16 protein-coding genes and 1 tRNA gene are annotated in these 14,819 nt (G+C 55.8%); 9 read left to right on the plus strand and 8 right to left on the minus strand.

The genetic code is table 11. The features are described from left to right. Positions 1-39 precede the first annotated feature (39 nt). From rutF to rutA, 5 genes are read right to left on the minus strand one after another with little or no spacing between them, the layout of a single operon-like run. Positions 40-564: an NADH-dependent FMN reductase RutF gene (rutF, locus tag BBB56_RS18520; protein ID WP_123802445.1), complete on the minus strand. Its 525-nt coding sequence runs from the start codon at positions 562-564 to the stop codon at positions 40-42. Positions 565-574: 10 nt separating this feature from the next. Then, a complete protein-coding gene (gene rutD / locus BBB56_RS18525) occupies positions 575-1,378 on the minus strand; it encodes a pyrimidine utilization protein D (protein ID WP_123802413.1) in 804 nt (267 codons plus the stop codon). Further along, positions 1,378-1,773, minus strand: coding sequence for a pyrimidine utilization protein C (gene rutC / locus BBB56_RS18530; protein ID WP_123802414.1), 396 nt, complete (start codon positions 1,771-1,773; stop codon positions 1,378-1,380). Before rutC ends, rutD begins: the two co-directional genes overlap by 1 nt. 4 nt (positions 1,774-1,777) lie before the next feature. Further along, positions 1,778-2,497, minus strand: a complete 720-nt coding sequence (gene rutB / locus BBB56_RS18535; protein WP_123802415.1) for a pyrimidine utilization protein B — start codon at positions 2,495-2,497, stop codon at positions 1,778-1,780. Continuing rightward, complete coding sequence (gene rutA / locus BBB56_RS18540; RefSeq protein ID WP_123802416.1) at positions 2,497-3,585, minus strand: pyrimidine utilization protein A; 1,089 nt, start codon at positions 3,583-3,585, stop codon at positions 2,497-2,499. The genes rutB and rutA overlap by 1 nt, the downstream gene beginning before the upstream one ends. Positions 3,586-3,892: 307 nt before the next feature. Between rutA and rutR the strand changes: the two genes are divergently transcribed. Then, positions 3,893-4,528 (plus strand): HTH-type transcriptional regulator RutR, encoded by a 636-nt coding sequence (gene rutR, locus BBB56_RS18545; protein WP_123802417.1) that lies wholly within the window; start codon positions 3,893-3,895, stop codon positions 4,526-4,528. Between the two features lie 43 nt (positions 4,529-4,571). After that, entirely contained in the window at positions 4,572-5,546 is a 975-nt protein-coding gene (locus BBB56_RS18550; protein ID WP_123802418.1) for a metal-dependent hydrolase, read from the plus strand. Positions 5,547-5,682: 136 nt separating this feature from the next. Here BBB56_RS18550 and cycA read toward each other — a convergent pair whose 3' ends face one another. Beyond that, positions 5,683-7,077 (minus strand): D-serine/D-alanine/glycine transporter, encoded by a 1,395-nt coding sequence (cycA, locus tag BBB56_RS18555; RefSeq protein ID WP_123802419.1) that lies wholly within the window; start codon positions 7,075-7,077, stop codon positions 5,683-5,685. Between the two features lie 281 nt (positions 7,078-7,358). On the opposite strand from cycA, the gene BBB56_RS18560 reads away from it, so the two are divergent. Continuing rightward, on the plus strand, positions 7,359-8,057 hold the full coding sequence (locus tag BBB56_RS18560) for an extensin-like domain-containing protein (protein ID WP_123802420.1): 699 nt from the start codon (positions 7,359-7,361) through the stop codon (positions 8,055-8,057). A 1-nt stretch (position 8,058) separates the two neighbouring features. Here BBB56_RS18560 and BBB56_RS18565 read toward each other — a convergent pair whose 3' ends face one another. After that, entirely contained in the window at positions 8,059-8,733 is a 675-nt protein-coding gene (locus BBB56_RS18565) for a DUF4396 domain-containing protein (RefSeq protein WP_123802421.1), read from the minus strand. Between the two features lie 557 nt (positions 8,734-9,290). On the opposite strand from BBB56_RS18565, the gene BBB56_RS18570 reads away from it, so the two are divergent. Beyond that, entirely contained in the window at positions 9,291-10,013 is a 723-nt protein-coding gene (locus tag BBB56_RS18570) for an autoinducer binding domain-containing protein (protein ID WP_123802422.1), read from the plus strand. A gap of 122 nt (positions 10,014-10,135) precedes the next feature. Then, on the plus strand, positions 10,136-10,747 hold the full coding sequence (locus BBB56_RS18575) for an acyl-homoserine-lactone synthase (RefSeq protein ID WP_123802446.1): 612 nt from the start codon (positions 10,136-10,138) through the stop codon (positions 10,745-10,747). Between the two features lie 34 nt (positions 10,748-10,781). Here the strand turns inward: BBB56_RS18575 and BBB56_RS18580 are convergent, their stop codons facing one another. Next, positions 10,782-11,006, minus strand: a complete 225-nt coding sequence (locus tag BBB56_RS18580) for a DUF2594 family protein (RefSeq protein WP_123802423.1) — start codon at positions 11,004-11,006, stop codon at positions 10,782-10,784. A gap of 443 nt (positions 11,007-11,449) precedes the next feature. Between BBB56_RS18580 and uvrY the strand changes: the two genes are divergently transcribed. The 4 genes from uvrY (at position 11,450) to BBB56_RS18600 (ending at position 14,779) form a co-directional block, all read left to right on the plus strand. After that, positions 11,450-12,109 carry a UvrY/SirA/GacA family response regulator transcription factor gene (gene uvrY / locus BBB56_RS18585; protein ID WP_123802447.1) on the plus strand — a complete coding sequence of 220 codons (660 nt, stop codon included), beginning with the start codon at positions 11,450-11,452 and terminating at the stop codon, positions 12,107-12,109. Then, positions 12,102-13,934 (plus strand): excinuclease ABC subunit UvrC, encoded by a 1,833-nt coding sequence (gene uvrC, locus BBB56_RS18590; protein ID WP_123802424.1) that lies wholly within the window; start codon positions 12,102-12,104, stop codon positions 13,932-13,934. Before uvrY ends, uvrC begins: the two co-directional genes overlap by 8 nt. 68 nt (positions 13,935-14,002) lie before the next feature. Then, positions 14,003-14,551 carry a CDP-diacylglycerol--glycerol-3-phosphate 3-phosphatidyltransferase gene (pgsA, locus tag BBB56_RS18595; protein WP_120451941.1) on the plus strand — a complete coding sequence of 183 codons (549 nt, stop codon included), beginning with the start codon at positions 14,003-14,005 and terminating at the stop codon, positions 14,549-14,551. Between the two features lie 152 nt (positions 14,552-14,703). Continuing rightward, positions 14,704-14,779 (plus strand) — tRNA-Gly (locus BBB56_RS18600). The last annotated feature ends 40 nt before the right edge of the window (positions 14,780-14,819 follow it).

Here is a 14,819-nt window from a genome sequence, read left to right on the forward strand (position 1 = left end):
ATCTCCAGAAAGTGAGGTATCAGTGCCGCGCCAGGCGGATTAGCACAGATCTCGCCGCCGCAGCGGCGAGTAGTTTCGATCAAACCAGGCCAGCCCGTGCCGCTCATGACTGAGCGTCAGCGCCAGCACTTCGCAAAACAGGACATCGTGGGTGCCTACCTGGGTAATTTCGCTGATGCGGCAGTCGAACGACACCAGCGCGCCCTCCAGCATCGGCGAGCCGGTCGCGCCAGTGCGCCACTGTGCCGCCTGAAACCGCTCTGCCATCGGCGTTTTGCCGCCGAACAGGGTAGAGAGCGCTTCCTGATCGTCGGCCAGGGTATTGACGCAAAGCTGGCGGTTGGCGTCGAACACCGACCATACCGAGGCCGAGCGATTCAGGCACACCAGCAGCGTCGGAGGCGTATCGGTGACGCTGCACACCGCAGAGGCCGTAAAGCCGGCCCGACCGGCCGGCCCGTCGGTGGTGATGATATTGACGGCGGCGCCGAGGCGCGCCATGCCGTCGCGAAACGTCTGCTTCTCGACCAGGTTGAGTTCGGGTGAAAGGGAAAGCGCGCTCATCATTGTCTCCTTAGCTCGCCGCACGCTGGGGCGCGGCTTCGGTCTGGTTAAGCCACTGCAACAGCAGCGAATTAAAACCCTCAGCGTCGGTCACGCTCATCGCATGTCCGCCCCAGGCCATACTGATGGTCTGCGCGTTGGGCAGGGCGCTGGCCAGCCCGGCGTTGCAGCTCCAGGGGACCAGCAAATCGTCCTGGCTGCAAATCGCCAGAACCGGCTGCGAAATGCGCGCGGCCAGCGAGGTAAAGTCGGCACGCATCAGCGCATTCAGGCGACGCAGCAGGTTGTCGCGCCCCTGAAAATGGGCGATATGCAGCCTCTCTTCCTCCGCCAGACGCTGCGAATGCTGCGCCATCCACTCCGCCGGATAGAGAAACAGCGGCTGCGCGCGGACAAAAGCCTCTACGCCGCTGTTGAGCAGCAGATCCTGTCGCACCTGAAAGCAGCGTCGCGTGTGTGGATGCAGACGCAGCCAGCCGTTGATCACCGCCACGCGCGTCACGCGTTCTGGGTAGTCATGCGCCAGCTGAAGCCCCACCAGACCGCCGAGCGCGTGACCAATAACGCCGAAGCGCATAATGCCGCGCTGCGCCAGCGCCTCGGCCAGCTCCCCGGCCATCATGGTCATGTCGTACTCCGCTGGCAGCGGCTCCGCGCTGCGGCCGGTGCCGCGCTGGTCATAGACCACCACGCGATAGTGCGCGGCGAGCGCCGCCAGCTGCGGCTGCCAGAAGCTGGCCACGCCGCCCAGGCCGGACGACAGCACCAGCGTGGGCGCATCCGCGTTCTGAAGGCCGAGAATATCCAGATGCATCACGCCTCCCGCTGGCCGATATGCGCCACGCTGGCGATTTCCACCAGCGCGTCGGGCTTCACCAGACCGCACTGAATACAGAAACGCGCCGGTTTATCTCCGGCGAAGTATTCGGCGTAGACCTGATTGATGGCGGCGTAATTCTGCCAGTCGGTAAGAAAGATAGAGTTAAAGGTGACGTCGTCGAGCGTGCCGCCCGCGGTTTCGATCACGCGCTTAATGGTTTCCAGTACGTGACGCGTCTGGGCGGCGGCATCGCCGACGTGCACCACATTGTTCTCGCTGTCGAACGGCAGCGTACCGGAGACATAGACCACGCCGTCAGCCAGCGTGCCTGGCACAAAAGGGGCGATCGGCGTGCTGGTGCCCGGCGGGATAATCACAGATTTCGGCATGATATTACTCCTGAGTTCTCTGCAGGCTTTCGCAAAAGGCGTCCACGCTGGAGACCCAGCCAAAAAAGGTTTCGATATTGAAAATCGCCGCCTGCTGGGCAAAGGCCGGACCCGCCTGATGCGTGGCGTCTTCCAGCACCACGCCGAAATACTCCAGGAAGAAGCCGTCGCGCAGCGTTGATTCCACGCAGACGTTGGTGGCGATGCCGGTGAAGATCAGATGGCGTATGCCGCGGCTGCGCAGAATGCTGTCGAGCGGAGTATTGAAGAAGCCGCTGTAGCGCGGTTTCGGCAGCACGATGTCGCCCGGCTGCGGTTGCAGCGCGTCCACCAGCTGATAATCCCAGCCGCCTTTCGCCAGCAGCGTGCCCTGTAACTCAGGGCGTTTGCGCATGGTTTTCAGCGCGTTGGATTTGTGGAAGTTGGGCGAACCGGCGTCTCCCGCCTCAACATACTCGCTGTCCCAGCCGTTCTGGAACCAGATGATCTGCACGCCAGCCGCGCGCGCGGCGGTGACGGCCTGATGGATCTTCTCAATAACGGGCGCCGTCGCCGAGACATCGAAGCCCGCCAGGTCGAGATAGCCGCCCGCGCTGGCATAGGCGTTTTGCATATCCACCACGATCAGCGCGCTTTGCGTGGGCGGAAAGGCGATGGCTTCCGGGCGCGCAGGCAGTTCAACCTGGGGCAGCGTCGGGGTATGGGCGCAGTAAACGGTACTCATCAGGCAACCTCTCTGTTGTCGTTAATCTGGCTGCGGCACTGCATCAGCGGCTGGATATGCTGGCCAAAATCTTCAATGCCTTGCAGGAAATCATCGAACGTCAGCAGCACGCCCTGGGTTCCCTCAACCTGAGCGACCTCGTCCAGCATGCGCGCCACGCTGGCGTATGAGCCAACCAGCGTGCCCATATTGATATTGACGGCGGAGGTGGGATCGGCCATCTGACGTACGTTAGTGTCGCTGCCGGAGCGCTTGTCCTGCTGGCTTTGGGTGGTTAGCCAGGCCAGCGCCTCTTCGTCGGCGCCGGCTTTGTAGTGCTCCCATTTCGCGCGCGCCGCGTCATCGCTGTCGGCAGCGATAATCATAAACAGCACGTAGGAGCCGACGTCGCGACCCGCTTTGTCGGCGGCCTGTTTCATGCGCGCGGCCGTCGGGGCGAAGGCCGCCGGCGTATTGACGCCTTTGCCGAAGCAGAAGTTGTAGTCGGCATGCTGAGCAGAAAACGCCATTCCGGCATCGCTCTGGCCGGCGCAGATGACCTTCATGGGCTTCTGCGGCTGCGGGCTGACGCGGCAGTCGTTCATGGTAAAAAATTCGCCTTTGAAATCGGACTGGCCGCTGCCCCATAAATCGCGCAGCACGGTGACATATTCCGTCAGGTAGTCATAGCGGCGGCTGAAGTAGTCATCGCCCGGCCAGATGCCCATCTGCTCATATTCCGGTTTCTGCCAGCCGGTCACCAGATTGACGCCAAAACGGCCGCCGGAGATAGAGTCGATGGTTGACGCCATGCGCGCCACAATCGCGGGCGGCAGAGTCAGGGTGGCGGCGGTGGCATAGATTTCGATACGCGATGTCACGGCGGCCAGGCCTGCCATAAGCGTGAAAGATTCCAGGTTATGATCCCAGAACTCGGTTTTGCCGCCGAAGCCGCGCAGCTTGATCATGGAGAGCGCGAAGTCGAACTGATAATGTTCGGCCTTCTGCACAATCGCTTTATTCAGTTCAAACGTTGGCTTGTACTGCGGAGCATGGGTGGAAATAAGCCAGCCGTTGTTACCAATCGGAATAAATACGCCAATCTTCATATCAAACCCTCTTTGCCTGTCGATAAACGGTTTCGTGCGCGACGCGGCTTCCTGCGTCTTCCCTGACAGCGGCGCTTGATAACCAGATTGCAAAGGCTGTGCCACAAAATAAAATGCATTTATTAACAAAAGGTTAATCTTGAAGGCGTCAAAGAAAGGCAGAACAGTTGGTCCGTTATGGACCATCTGGTCAAAAATCGCTGCACATTTTGCAGGCAGGCTGGGCGAAAAAGGTGCAGCGACCGGGTTGGGCAGGGCGAAATGGCTTTGCTATGATGCCTGTACGCTTAAGGAGTGAGGCAAGGCTGTGAAAACTGATGAAAAAAAACCGACGCGTCGTGCACGCGCCACCGCTGCGAAACGCGCCGCAATCCTGGAGGCCGCGCTGGCGCTCTTCTCCCAGTTCGGTATTCACGGCACGCGTCTTGACCAGGTTGCCGAGCGCGCCGATGTCTCAAAAACGAACCTGCTCTACTATTATCCCTCGAAAGAAGCGCTCTATATCGCCGTACTGAAAGAGATCCTCGACGTCTGGCTGGCGCCGCTGCGCGCTTTACAGCATGACATGGATCCCCTGAGCGCTATTCGTCGCTATATCCGCCTGAAGCTTGAGGTGTCGCGCGATTATCCGCAGGCTTCCCGCCTGTTCTGTCTGGAGATGCTGCAAGGCGCGCCGCTGCTCAAGGGCGAACTGGCAGGGGATCTCAAGCAGCTGGTGGATGACAAAGCCGCTATCGTCGAGCGCTGGATTGATGAGGGCCGTCTGGCTGGCGTCCAGCCGCAGCATCTCTTTTTTATGCTGTGGGCCGCGACGCAGCACTATGCGGATTTCGCCAGTCAGGTTGAAGCTATCACGGGGCAGACGCTGAGCGATCCCCGCTTTTTTGATGAAACGGTTGAAAACGTCCAGCGCATGATTATTGAAGGGATCCGCGTGCGCTAATTTCGCGGCGGCTATGGCTGCTTTATCGGCGAGGGAGAGAGCGATGGATTCTGTATCACAGCTGGTGCTTGGCGCGTCGGTCAGCCTGGCGGCGATGGGGCGGCGCGTGCCGCTCTGGCAGGCAGCCGCGGTGGGAGCCGTGTGCGGCACCCTGCCTGACCTGGATGTGTTTATCGATCACGGCGACGCCATTCGAAATATGACGCTGCACCGTACCGAAAGTCATGCGCTGCTGTGGCTGACGCTGGCGTCGCCGCTGCTGGCCTGGCTTGTCGCCGGCATTGTCCGGCGGGGCGTCCCCTGGCAGCAGTGGTGGCTGGCCGTCTGGCTGGCGCTGATTACCCATCCGCTGCTGGATTTAATGACGGTTTACGGCACGCAGCTGGGCTTGCCGCTTACGGATCATCCTTACGCGGTTGGCAGCATTTATATTATCGATCCGCTCTATACGCTGCCGCTTTTGATCGGCGTGGCGGTAGCGCTACGGCGCGGTGGCGCAAGCGGCCTGCGCTGGAACCGCGCCGGGCTGGCGCTCAGTACCGGCTATCTGGCATGGAGTCTGGTGATTCAGAGCGTGGCCGGCTGGCAAATTAAGCAGTCGCTGGCGCAGCAGCAGGTGCCTGACGACAAGGTGCTGGTGACGCCAACCGCTTTTAACACGCTGGTGTGGCGCACAGTGATCATCGACGGCGAGCGCTATGGCGAAGCCTACTGGTCATTGCTGTCGCCAGCGCGACCGCTGAAAATTAGCTGGCATCCTCGTTATCCGGAACTGTTCGCGCAGCTAAAAGGCGACTGGTATGCCGAGCGCGTGGCCTGGTTTAGTCACGGTTTTTACGCGATGCGCGAGCAGGCGGGGCAGATTACCATTGCCGATCTACGCATGGGGGAAGGAGAAAACTATACCTTTACCTTTGGACTGGGCACGCCGCAGTCGCCTGCCGCCCATCCTGAACGGCTGCCATCCTCACGACCTTCGCTGGGACGCGCCTTTAGCGCCCTGGGTGAGCGACTGTAAAAGAACCGCATAGCCGGGCGCGCTGACCGAAGGCATGAACCGAACGCGCTGTCCCGATTGCGGAACGCTTTGCGCGTCGGTTCGTGCCTCGCGTCTTTTAGTCAGCGGCGCCTGCTATGCGGCGGCAGTCAACGTCTTAACGCGCCGCGCGACGGCGCAGCAGCCAGCCCGCGGCCAGCATCACAAACCACAACGGCGTTACCATCAGCGCCTGACGGGTATCGTCCTGCAACGTCAGCAGCACCAGCACGAAGACAAAGAATGCCATCACGACCCAGCACATCAGCTTGCCCAGCGGCATTTTAAAACCCGATGCCGCGTGGCGTTCCGGGTACTTTTTACGGTAGGCCAGATAGCTGCACAGGATAATGGTCCAGACGAACATAAACAGAATCGCTGATACCGTGGTCACCATAGTGAACACCGTCATCACGTCCGGGATCAGGTAAATCAACGCCACGCCAGCCAGCAGGCAGAGGCAGGAGAAAAACAGACCGGCCGTCGGCACGGCGCGCGCGGAAAGGCGGCCAAAGGCCCGGTGCGCCACGCCCTGCTGCGACAGACCATACAGCATACGACTGGTAGAGAAGATGCCGCTGTTAGCGGAAGAGGCCGCCGAGGTCAGCACCACAAAGTTAACAATGCTGGCCGCCGCGGGCAGGCCGATCAGCACAAACATTTCGACAAACGGGCTGCGATCCGCCTGCACCTGCGTCCAGGGCGTCACCGCCATAATGACCATCAGCGCCAGCACATAAAACATAATGACGCGCAGCGGAATGGCGTTAATGGCGCGCGGCAACACTTTATGCGGATCATGGGTTTCCGCCGCTGCGGTGCCAACCAGCTCGATGCCGACGAAGGCGAAGACGGCAATCTGGAAGCCCGCAAAAAAGCCGCTGAGCCCTTTCGGAAACAGACCGCCGTGATCCCATATGTTGCTCAGCGATGCGGTGCCGCCGCCCGGCGAAGGGTAATGCAGGCTGACCAGCACTATGCCGGTCACGATCAGCGCCACAATGGCGACGATTTTGATGATGGCGAACCAGAATTCCATTTCACCGAACATTTTCACCGTGGCGATATTTAGCGCAAGGAAGACAAATACGCACAGCAGGGCGCTCATCCAGACGGAAAAACCAGGGAACCAGAGCTGAAAATAGGCGGATATGGCGACAACGTCGGCAATACCGGTGACGACCCAGCAAAACCAGTAGGTCCAGCCGGTAAAATAGCCTGCCCAGGGACCCAGCAAATCCGCAGCGAAATCGCTAAAGGATTTATATTCCAGGTTGGAGAGCAGCAGCTCGCCCATGGCGCGCATAACAAAAAACAGCATAAAGCCAATGATCATATAAACGAAAATGATCGAGGGACCCGCCAGGCTAATGGTTTTACCAGAGCCCATAAACAGGCCGGTGCCGATAGCGCCGCCAATGGCGATAAGCTGAATGTGACGGTTGTGGAGGTTGCGCCGTAGCTTGTCAGGGTTCTCCTGCTCAGCAACGGCTTCTTTGATTTGATCTACCATAAAAGTGTTAATCCTGTCTGATGTTGTGTCAGCTCTACTGGCTGTTTGTGATGACTGCCTTAGGGCAAGTTGGCATAAGATAGAGGAATACGACAAAAGCTCGCCAATGGTTTTTATACAAACCACGCCTTTACCGCTTTTTCACCTGTCATAAAATCTTTACGCGGCACAAACTTGCAGCATAACGCTGCGGTTTTAAACGAAATGCGCTTTTAACAGCGCTAAACCGGCGCGTAGCTTCTACACTTTTGTTCTCTAAATCAAGCTGCTGCGAGAAAGGAATGCGCGCACTTATTGTGTTGCTGATACTGGCGGCCCTCGGCTGGTGGAGTTTGCCCTGGATCAAGCAGCATCTGCCTGCCCGGTTCAACCCCTTCACGCCGCTGGCGGTCACCGATCCGCCTGGATGGGTAACGCGTTACAAACTTAAGCGGCTGGAGACGCATCCTGAAGCCTGCCTTGACGTGATGCGTCGCGCCGAACAGGCCGGTTACGTGACCTTCAGCGCGCGTCCCGACGTTACGGGCGCCTGCCCGCTGAATCATCCGCTACGCATCCAGCGCTTCGGCAGCGTCAGCTTAAGCAGCAGTTTTCTTGCCAGCTGTCCGATGGCGGTGGCCAGCACCATGTATGTTTTGCGGAGTCAGCGGCGGCTTCAGCAGTTGCAGCCCGCTCTGTCGCTGGCGCGGATAAATCATGTGGGCAGCTACGCCTGCCGCAATATCTATCACCGCGCGGAAGGGCGGCTGAGCGAACATGCCAGCGCCGAGGCCTGGGACGTAACGGGCTTTCAGCTCAGGAATGGAGAGCGGCTGGACGTTGGAAAAAACTGGACCGAGCCGGAAAATAAAGCGCTGTTACTGCATCAGCTCTGGCAGGAGGGATGTAATAATTTCGGCAATGCGCTTGGGCCGGATTATAATGCCGCGCATGCCAGCCATTTTCATTTCGGCATGCGCGGCGCAGGATACTGTCGCTGAATTACACCGCCGGATTTAAACCCCGCTTAATGAGAAAATGATTAGCAGGCCAGGAAAATACAAATCCGGTTAAGGTAGCAAGCTGCAACATAAACCAGAAGGCGGTTAACAAAGGGTCAATTTGCTGATTAAGCACAAATTTCAGGGCCAGTCCCATAAAGAGAAAAACGCCGGTCTGGAAAATCAGCAGGGGAAAAGTTTCAGAGCGAAACGCCGCCAGCAGGGTGCGCCAGACGGATAGCGATTCGCGCTGTTTTATCGCCATGAATTGTAAAAACAGGCCGCTAATCAGAGAAATAGAGAGACATATAATGGCCTGCATCCATAACGGCGTGGCGAAATGATAATGATTCAAAGTGGTGATAATCGGCAGAGTAAGCAGTTCGCTGAAAATACAGGCTGCTGCTGACAGCGACGTGGAAATAAACAGGGTTTGCCAGTTCGCATGGCGGGACCGTTTTTGGGGAACCAGTAGGGCAAGCTTAAGCTGACGCGAGGGTTTTCGGCCAAGATACCACCAGGCCAGCCAGCCAAAAAACGGCATATAAAGTCCGGTCAGCGGCCAGATGATATTCATCACTCCCACAGGATGAGGATGGCGAAAAATATCTTTAAGGATCATCAGAGCGGTACAGCCGCCCAGAACAAGGAAGGGTAATGCCAGCTGATTCAACATAGTGTGTCCCACCTGCAAATGTTAATGCGCGCCGGTTACTGACGGGCAGGCTCGCTTTCTGCTGTCAGGCCATGCGCAAAGAGTAACAGGAAAGTCTCAGCTATTAAGCGTAGCTTTAATTTTGACGCGCTGACATTGTAGACTCATAAGCGAAGCGGTAATCAGCTAAACTCTTTTCAGCCGGTAATAATTATTGGCCTTTAGAATACCTTAAGCCCGGATCGGCAAATAAAGGAGGGTAATGGATTAATTTCACTTAATAGCCATGCTGAACGCTGGTCAATGTGTGCAAATTTAATCTGTTTGCTGAGATTGAATCTACATCAGAAAAATCTTATTCTGTTTTTGCGGCGACGATAATGCTGTGAATGAGATTGCTTTGTGAGAAGCGCAGGTAACTCGTGTTAAGTAAAACATCAATACCGGACGTTGAGTCGTTTTACTTGCGCGCCTGTTTTTTTCTCAATAAAACTTTTTTGTCTTAAAAAATTAATTTTTTTCAAAATGCATAACCTCAATAACCAGACGCATCAGCGTGAGGATAACGCCGAGGCAATATGAATACTGACAATTATTTCATCTGGCGCAGAGAGACGGAACAACACTTTCAGGCGATTAATAGCACCGAGCAATTGAAATCTCTTATTCAGACGCTTGTCGTCTCTTTAGGTTTCGATAGCTATGCTTTTTTGATCCAGCATCCTGTGCCATTTACCCGACCGCGGATTTTTTTGCATAGCACTTATCCGAAAGCATGGATTACGCGCTATGAGCAAAAAAACTATTACGCAGTCGATCCAGTGTTAGTGTTATGCCAGCAGCCAGGACGCGGCGTAGAGTGGAGCAGCGACCTCTTTTCTGCGGCCGGGGATCTGTGGAAAGAAGCCCAGGAGCATGGTCTGAACAGTGGATTTTCCTGCTCTGCGATGGCATCAAATCGCGCCATTGGTATATTATCTATAGCATCCCGGCAGGCTGACAAAACGCAACATTTGCACACCGAGCTGGAAGTAAAACTACACTTTCTGGCGGAGCTGAGCCTGCGCTCGCTGCAACGATTTTCCGATGATACGCTGATGGTACTGAAAAACGATTTTAGTCAGCGCGAACTGGAGATTTTAAAATGGACCGCAGAGGGTAAAACGTCGGCCGAGATTTCGCTTATTTTAGCTATCTCCCAACACACGGTAAATTTTCACCAGAAAAACATGCAAAAGCGTTTTAATGTTTCCAATAAAACCCAAATTGCCTGTTATGCGGCGGCAATTGGTCTGATATAGAAAATGACAACTACTAAATGTAGTAGTTACGTTGCCGGTGGCAGTTGTCTACCCTGCGCCGGAACCTTGCCAGGCAGGCGTAGCGTTAATCAGTGCAAACATGAGGATGTCAGGGGCGCATGATGAAAATAATTCAAACCCAGTTAAAGGATATGCCGTCCTCTTTGCTGGCCGAGTTAGGCAGCTACCGTTATAGCGTATTTGCGCGAGGAGAAGGTTGGTCCATTCCGCCGCGGCTCAGTACGCCAGGCCAGGAGTATGACCGTTTCGATCGATCGGATGTCACCTGGCTGCTGGCCTGGAACGCGCGCGATGGCATCAGCGGCTGCGCCCGACTAATGCCGTGGCAGGAGCCGGAACAGAGCGAAGGGCTGGTGGTGCCCTTTAGCCACGAGAAAGTGTGGGAGATGTCGCGCTTTTCGGCGAAGCTGGACATTGATGCGGAGCTGCCGTTTAACCTGCTCTGGCACGCCGTACAGCTGGCTGAACTTAACGGAATGGAGTTTTTAATCAGTTCGGCGACGCCCATGCTGGAGAAGATGTTTGAGGAGCATCAGGTTGCCTATGAACCGCTGACGCCGGGCCTGATACAGTCGGAAGATAATCTGTTCGCCATTCGCATTCCCGTTTCCCAGCCCGCGCTGGCGGAGAAGTATCGTGGCACGCGGCGTTTTAGTCCGGAAGAAGTGTTGCCCTCGCTGGGCGTCTCGGTCAACTGGCAGTCACATACCTGACAGCGCGCCCCCGCGCAGGGCGGGGGCGAACGCATCACTGACGATACGCGGTTTTAATCTGCTTAATGGTATTGCTGAACACTTCCGCCTGCGGCTTATCGCCCAGTGTCTGGACGTAGCGCTCCATATTGATAATCACCTTACCGGCATCTGCCTGGCCCATTCCTTTCAGAATCAGCGTCACCATCATTTTCAGGCAGGCGACTTCATCGGCCAGCTTTGTCGTCTCGTGCGAGGTGGCAAAATCTTCATCGCTCATTGTATTCTCCTTAGTGGTTACTCTCTCGTGACGGCATGATCCGCACGGCCGAGCCTGAGTATATCACAGGGCGGCGCCTGTCTCTGGAAGCAAAGCGCTGCGCCAGTAACACCAGCAACAACAGATATTAAACAGATAAGAAATAGTATTTAGCAATTGAGATGAATTATTTTCACAAGGTGAGCTGACAACAATTAGGCGCGAAAATTTAAAAACAGGCGCGTATTTATTATCTTATTGAAATATAAGAGTAATTAAAATTGGGCGCAGGGTCTTTTCTCCGCCTGCTTCCTATTTGTGAACAAGGTTAAAAGCGTTGATGTAAATCATCGAATACAACCTTACATTTGGTGGGTTGATGTTCATCAGGTGAAAAAGCAGGTATCATGCGCACTCTGAATACCACATTTTACCCCATTATTTTGCCTGTGGAGTGCTTCCCGTTGATCAGTGTTCTTCTTGTTGATGACCATGAACTGGTACGCGCTGGTATTAAACGCATACTGGAAGATATGAAAGGTCTTGTGGTCGCGGGAGAGGCCTGTTGCGGTGAGGACGCGGTCAAATGGTGCCGCTCGCATGTGGTGGATGTGGTTCTGATGGATATGAACATGCCCGGCATCGGCGGGCTGGAAGCCACGCGCAAAATCGTGCGCTTCAATCCAGACATCAAAATCATCATGCTGACGATCCATACCGAAAATCCACTGCCTGCCAAAGTGATGCAGGCCGGGGCGGCTGGCTATCTCAGCAAAGGCGCCGCGCCGCAGGAGGTGGTGAGCGCAATCCGCTCTGTTCACGCGGGCCAGCGCTACATCGCATCCGATATTGCGCAGCAGATGGCGTTAAGCCAGATTGAACCGCAAAAAGCGGAATCTCCTTTCAGCTGTTTGTCGGAAAGGGAATTGCAGATTATGCTGATGATCACCAAAGGGCAAAAGGTGACGGAAATTTCCGAGCAGCTCAATCTCAGCCCTAAAACCGTTAACAGCTATCGTTATCGCATGTTCAGTAAGCTGAACATCAGCGGCGACGTAGAGTTAACGCATTTGGCCATTCGACATGGCCTGTACAATGCGGAGCCGTTAATCAGTAGTGAGTGAAGTTTTCAATTCCAGAGCCTTTCTCAGCACGGTGACCAGTCAGCCGGGCGTGTACCGCATGTACGATGCTTCGGACACCGTGATCTATGTTGGAAAAGCCAAAGACCTCAAGAAGCGTCTCAGCAGTTACTTTCGTAGCCACGTCGGCAGCCGAAAAACTGAGGTGCTGGTCAGCAATATCCATCATATAGACGTCACCGTTACGCACACCGAAACTGAAGCGCTGTTGCTGGAGCATAACTACATTAAGCTCTATCAGCCGCGCTACAACGTGCTGATGCGCGATGACAAATCCTATCCCTTTATCTTTCTCAGCGGCGATACCCATCCGCGTCTGGCCTATCATCGCGGCGCGAAACACGCCAAAGGCGAATATTTCGGGCCTTTTCCTAACGGCTACGCCGTGCGGGAAACCCTGGCGCTGATGCAGAAAGTGTTTCCGATTCGCCAGTGTGAAAACAGCGTCTATCGCAATCGCTCCAGACCTTGCCTTCAGTATCAGATTGGGCGCTGCCTTGGCCCGTGCGTCGCCGGGCTGGTCAGCGAAGAAGAGTATGCGCAGCAGACCGAATATGTGCGGCTGTTTTTATCGGGTAAAGACGATCAGGTTCTTAATATGCTGGTGAAGCGCATGGAAGAGGCCAGCGTCGGCCTGCGCTTTGAAGAGGCGGCGCGTTTGCGCGATCAGATTCAGGCCGTGCGCCGTATTACCGAAAAACAGTTTGTCTCCAATCAGGGAGACGACCTGGACGTAATGGGCGTCGCCTATGACGCCGGTATGGCTTGTCTGCACGTTCTGTTCATTCGGCAGGGTAAGGTGCTGGGCAGCCGCAGCTATTTTCCCAAAGTGCCGGCTGATACCGAACTGGCGGAAGTGGTCCAGACCTTTGTCGGGCAGTTCTACCTTCAGGGCAGCGAAGCGCGCACCCTGCCAGGAGAAATTTTGCTGGACTTCAATCTGCCGGAGCGCGAGTTGCTCTCTGAATCGCTAAGCGAACTGGCGGGACGTCGCGTTAATATTCAGACCAGACCGCGAGGCGATCGCGCGCGCTATCTCAAGCTGGCGCGCACCAACGCGGCGACAGCGCTGACTACGCGGCTTTCTCAGCACTCAACTATTCAGCAACGTCTGGCGGCGCTGGCGCAGTTTCTGGAGCTTGACCGGATCAACCGCATGGAGTGCTTTGACATCAGCCACACCATGGGCGAGCAGACGATTGCCTCCTGCGTGGTGTTTGACGCCAACGGGCCGCTGCGCAGCGATTATCGCCGCTACAATATCGACGGCATTACGCCGGGTGATGACTATGCGGCGATGAACCAGGTGCTGCGTCGCCGTTATGGCAAGGCGCTGGAGGAAGATAAAATCCCTGACGTCATTTTAATTGACGGCGGGAAAGGCCAGCTTTCACAGGCGAAACAGGTGTTCGCCGAGCTGGAGGTGGAGTGGGACAAATCCAGACCCATTCTGCTGGGCGTTGCGAAGGGCAGCGATCGTAAGGCAGGGCTGGAAACTCTGTTTTTCGAAGCGGAAGGCGAGGGGGTGTCGCTGCCGCCGGACTCCGCCGCCCTGCATGTCATTCAGCATATTCGTGATGACGCTCACAATCATGCGATTTCGGGCCACCGTAAAAAACGGGCTAAAGTGAAGAATACCAGCGCCCTGGAAAGCATCGAAGGTATAGGTCCAAAACGCCGCCAGCAGCTGCTCAAGTATATGGGGGGCCTGCAACCGCTGATGAACGCTACGGTGGAAGAGATCGCTAATGTGCCGGGAATTTCGTTCGCTCTGGCGGAAAAAATATACCATTCGCTAAAACACTAGCATTGAAACGGGTGAGGCAATGTAGGAACATAGGGGAAATTCTACCCATTCCAGACAGTTACCGGCATATGCAATTTAACATTCCGACGTGTCTCACCCTGTTTCGAGTCGTCCTCATCCCATTTTTCGTGCTGGCTTTCTATCTGCCGTTCTACTGGGCGCCTTTCGCCACCGCGTTGATTTTTGTGATTGCGGCGGTAACCGACTGGTTTGATGGTTTTCTCGCGCGCCGCTGGAAGCAAACTACACGCTTCGGCGCTTTCCTCGATCCGGTTGCCGATAAAGTGATGGTGGCCATTGCGCTGGTTCTGGTCGCCGAATATTTTCACTCCTGGTGGATCACGCTGCCGGCGGCGACCATGATTGCGCGTGAAATTATTATCTCGGCGCTGCGTGAGTGGATGGCGGAAATTGGCAAGCGCAGCAGCGTCGCGGTTTCCTGGATCGGCAAGGTTAAAACCACTGCGCAGATGCTGTCGCTGGTGGCGCTGCTGTGGCGTCCCGATACCACGGTGATCGCCGTTGGCGTGGTCGCCCTGTACATCGCTGCGGTGCTGACATTCTGGTCAATGTTCCAGTATTTGAGCGCGGCGCGCGGAGATTTGCTCGATAGCTGATCGAAGCGACTTAAAAAGCAGCAAACGGATGCTTTGTGAGGATAATTCTGTTGACTCAGTGCGTCAGGTCAGTAGAATGCAACGCATCGAACGGCGGCAAGGCTGCCAGAAGATAAAGAAAATCAGCAGGTTCCAGTAAATTGCTGAACAATGCGGGAATAGCTCAGTTGGTAGAGCACGACCTTGCCAAGGTCGGGGTCGCGAGTTCGAGTCTCGTTTCCCGCTCCAGATTCGCCTGTCAGGATAGCCTGGCGGCAGCAGAGATAAA

The sequence above is a fragment of the Candidatus Pantoea deserta genome (assembly GCF_003813865.1).
GTDB lineage: Bacteria > Pseudomonadota > Gammaproteobacteria > Enterobacterales > Enterobacteriaceae > Pantoea > Pantoea deserta.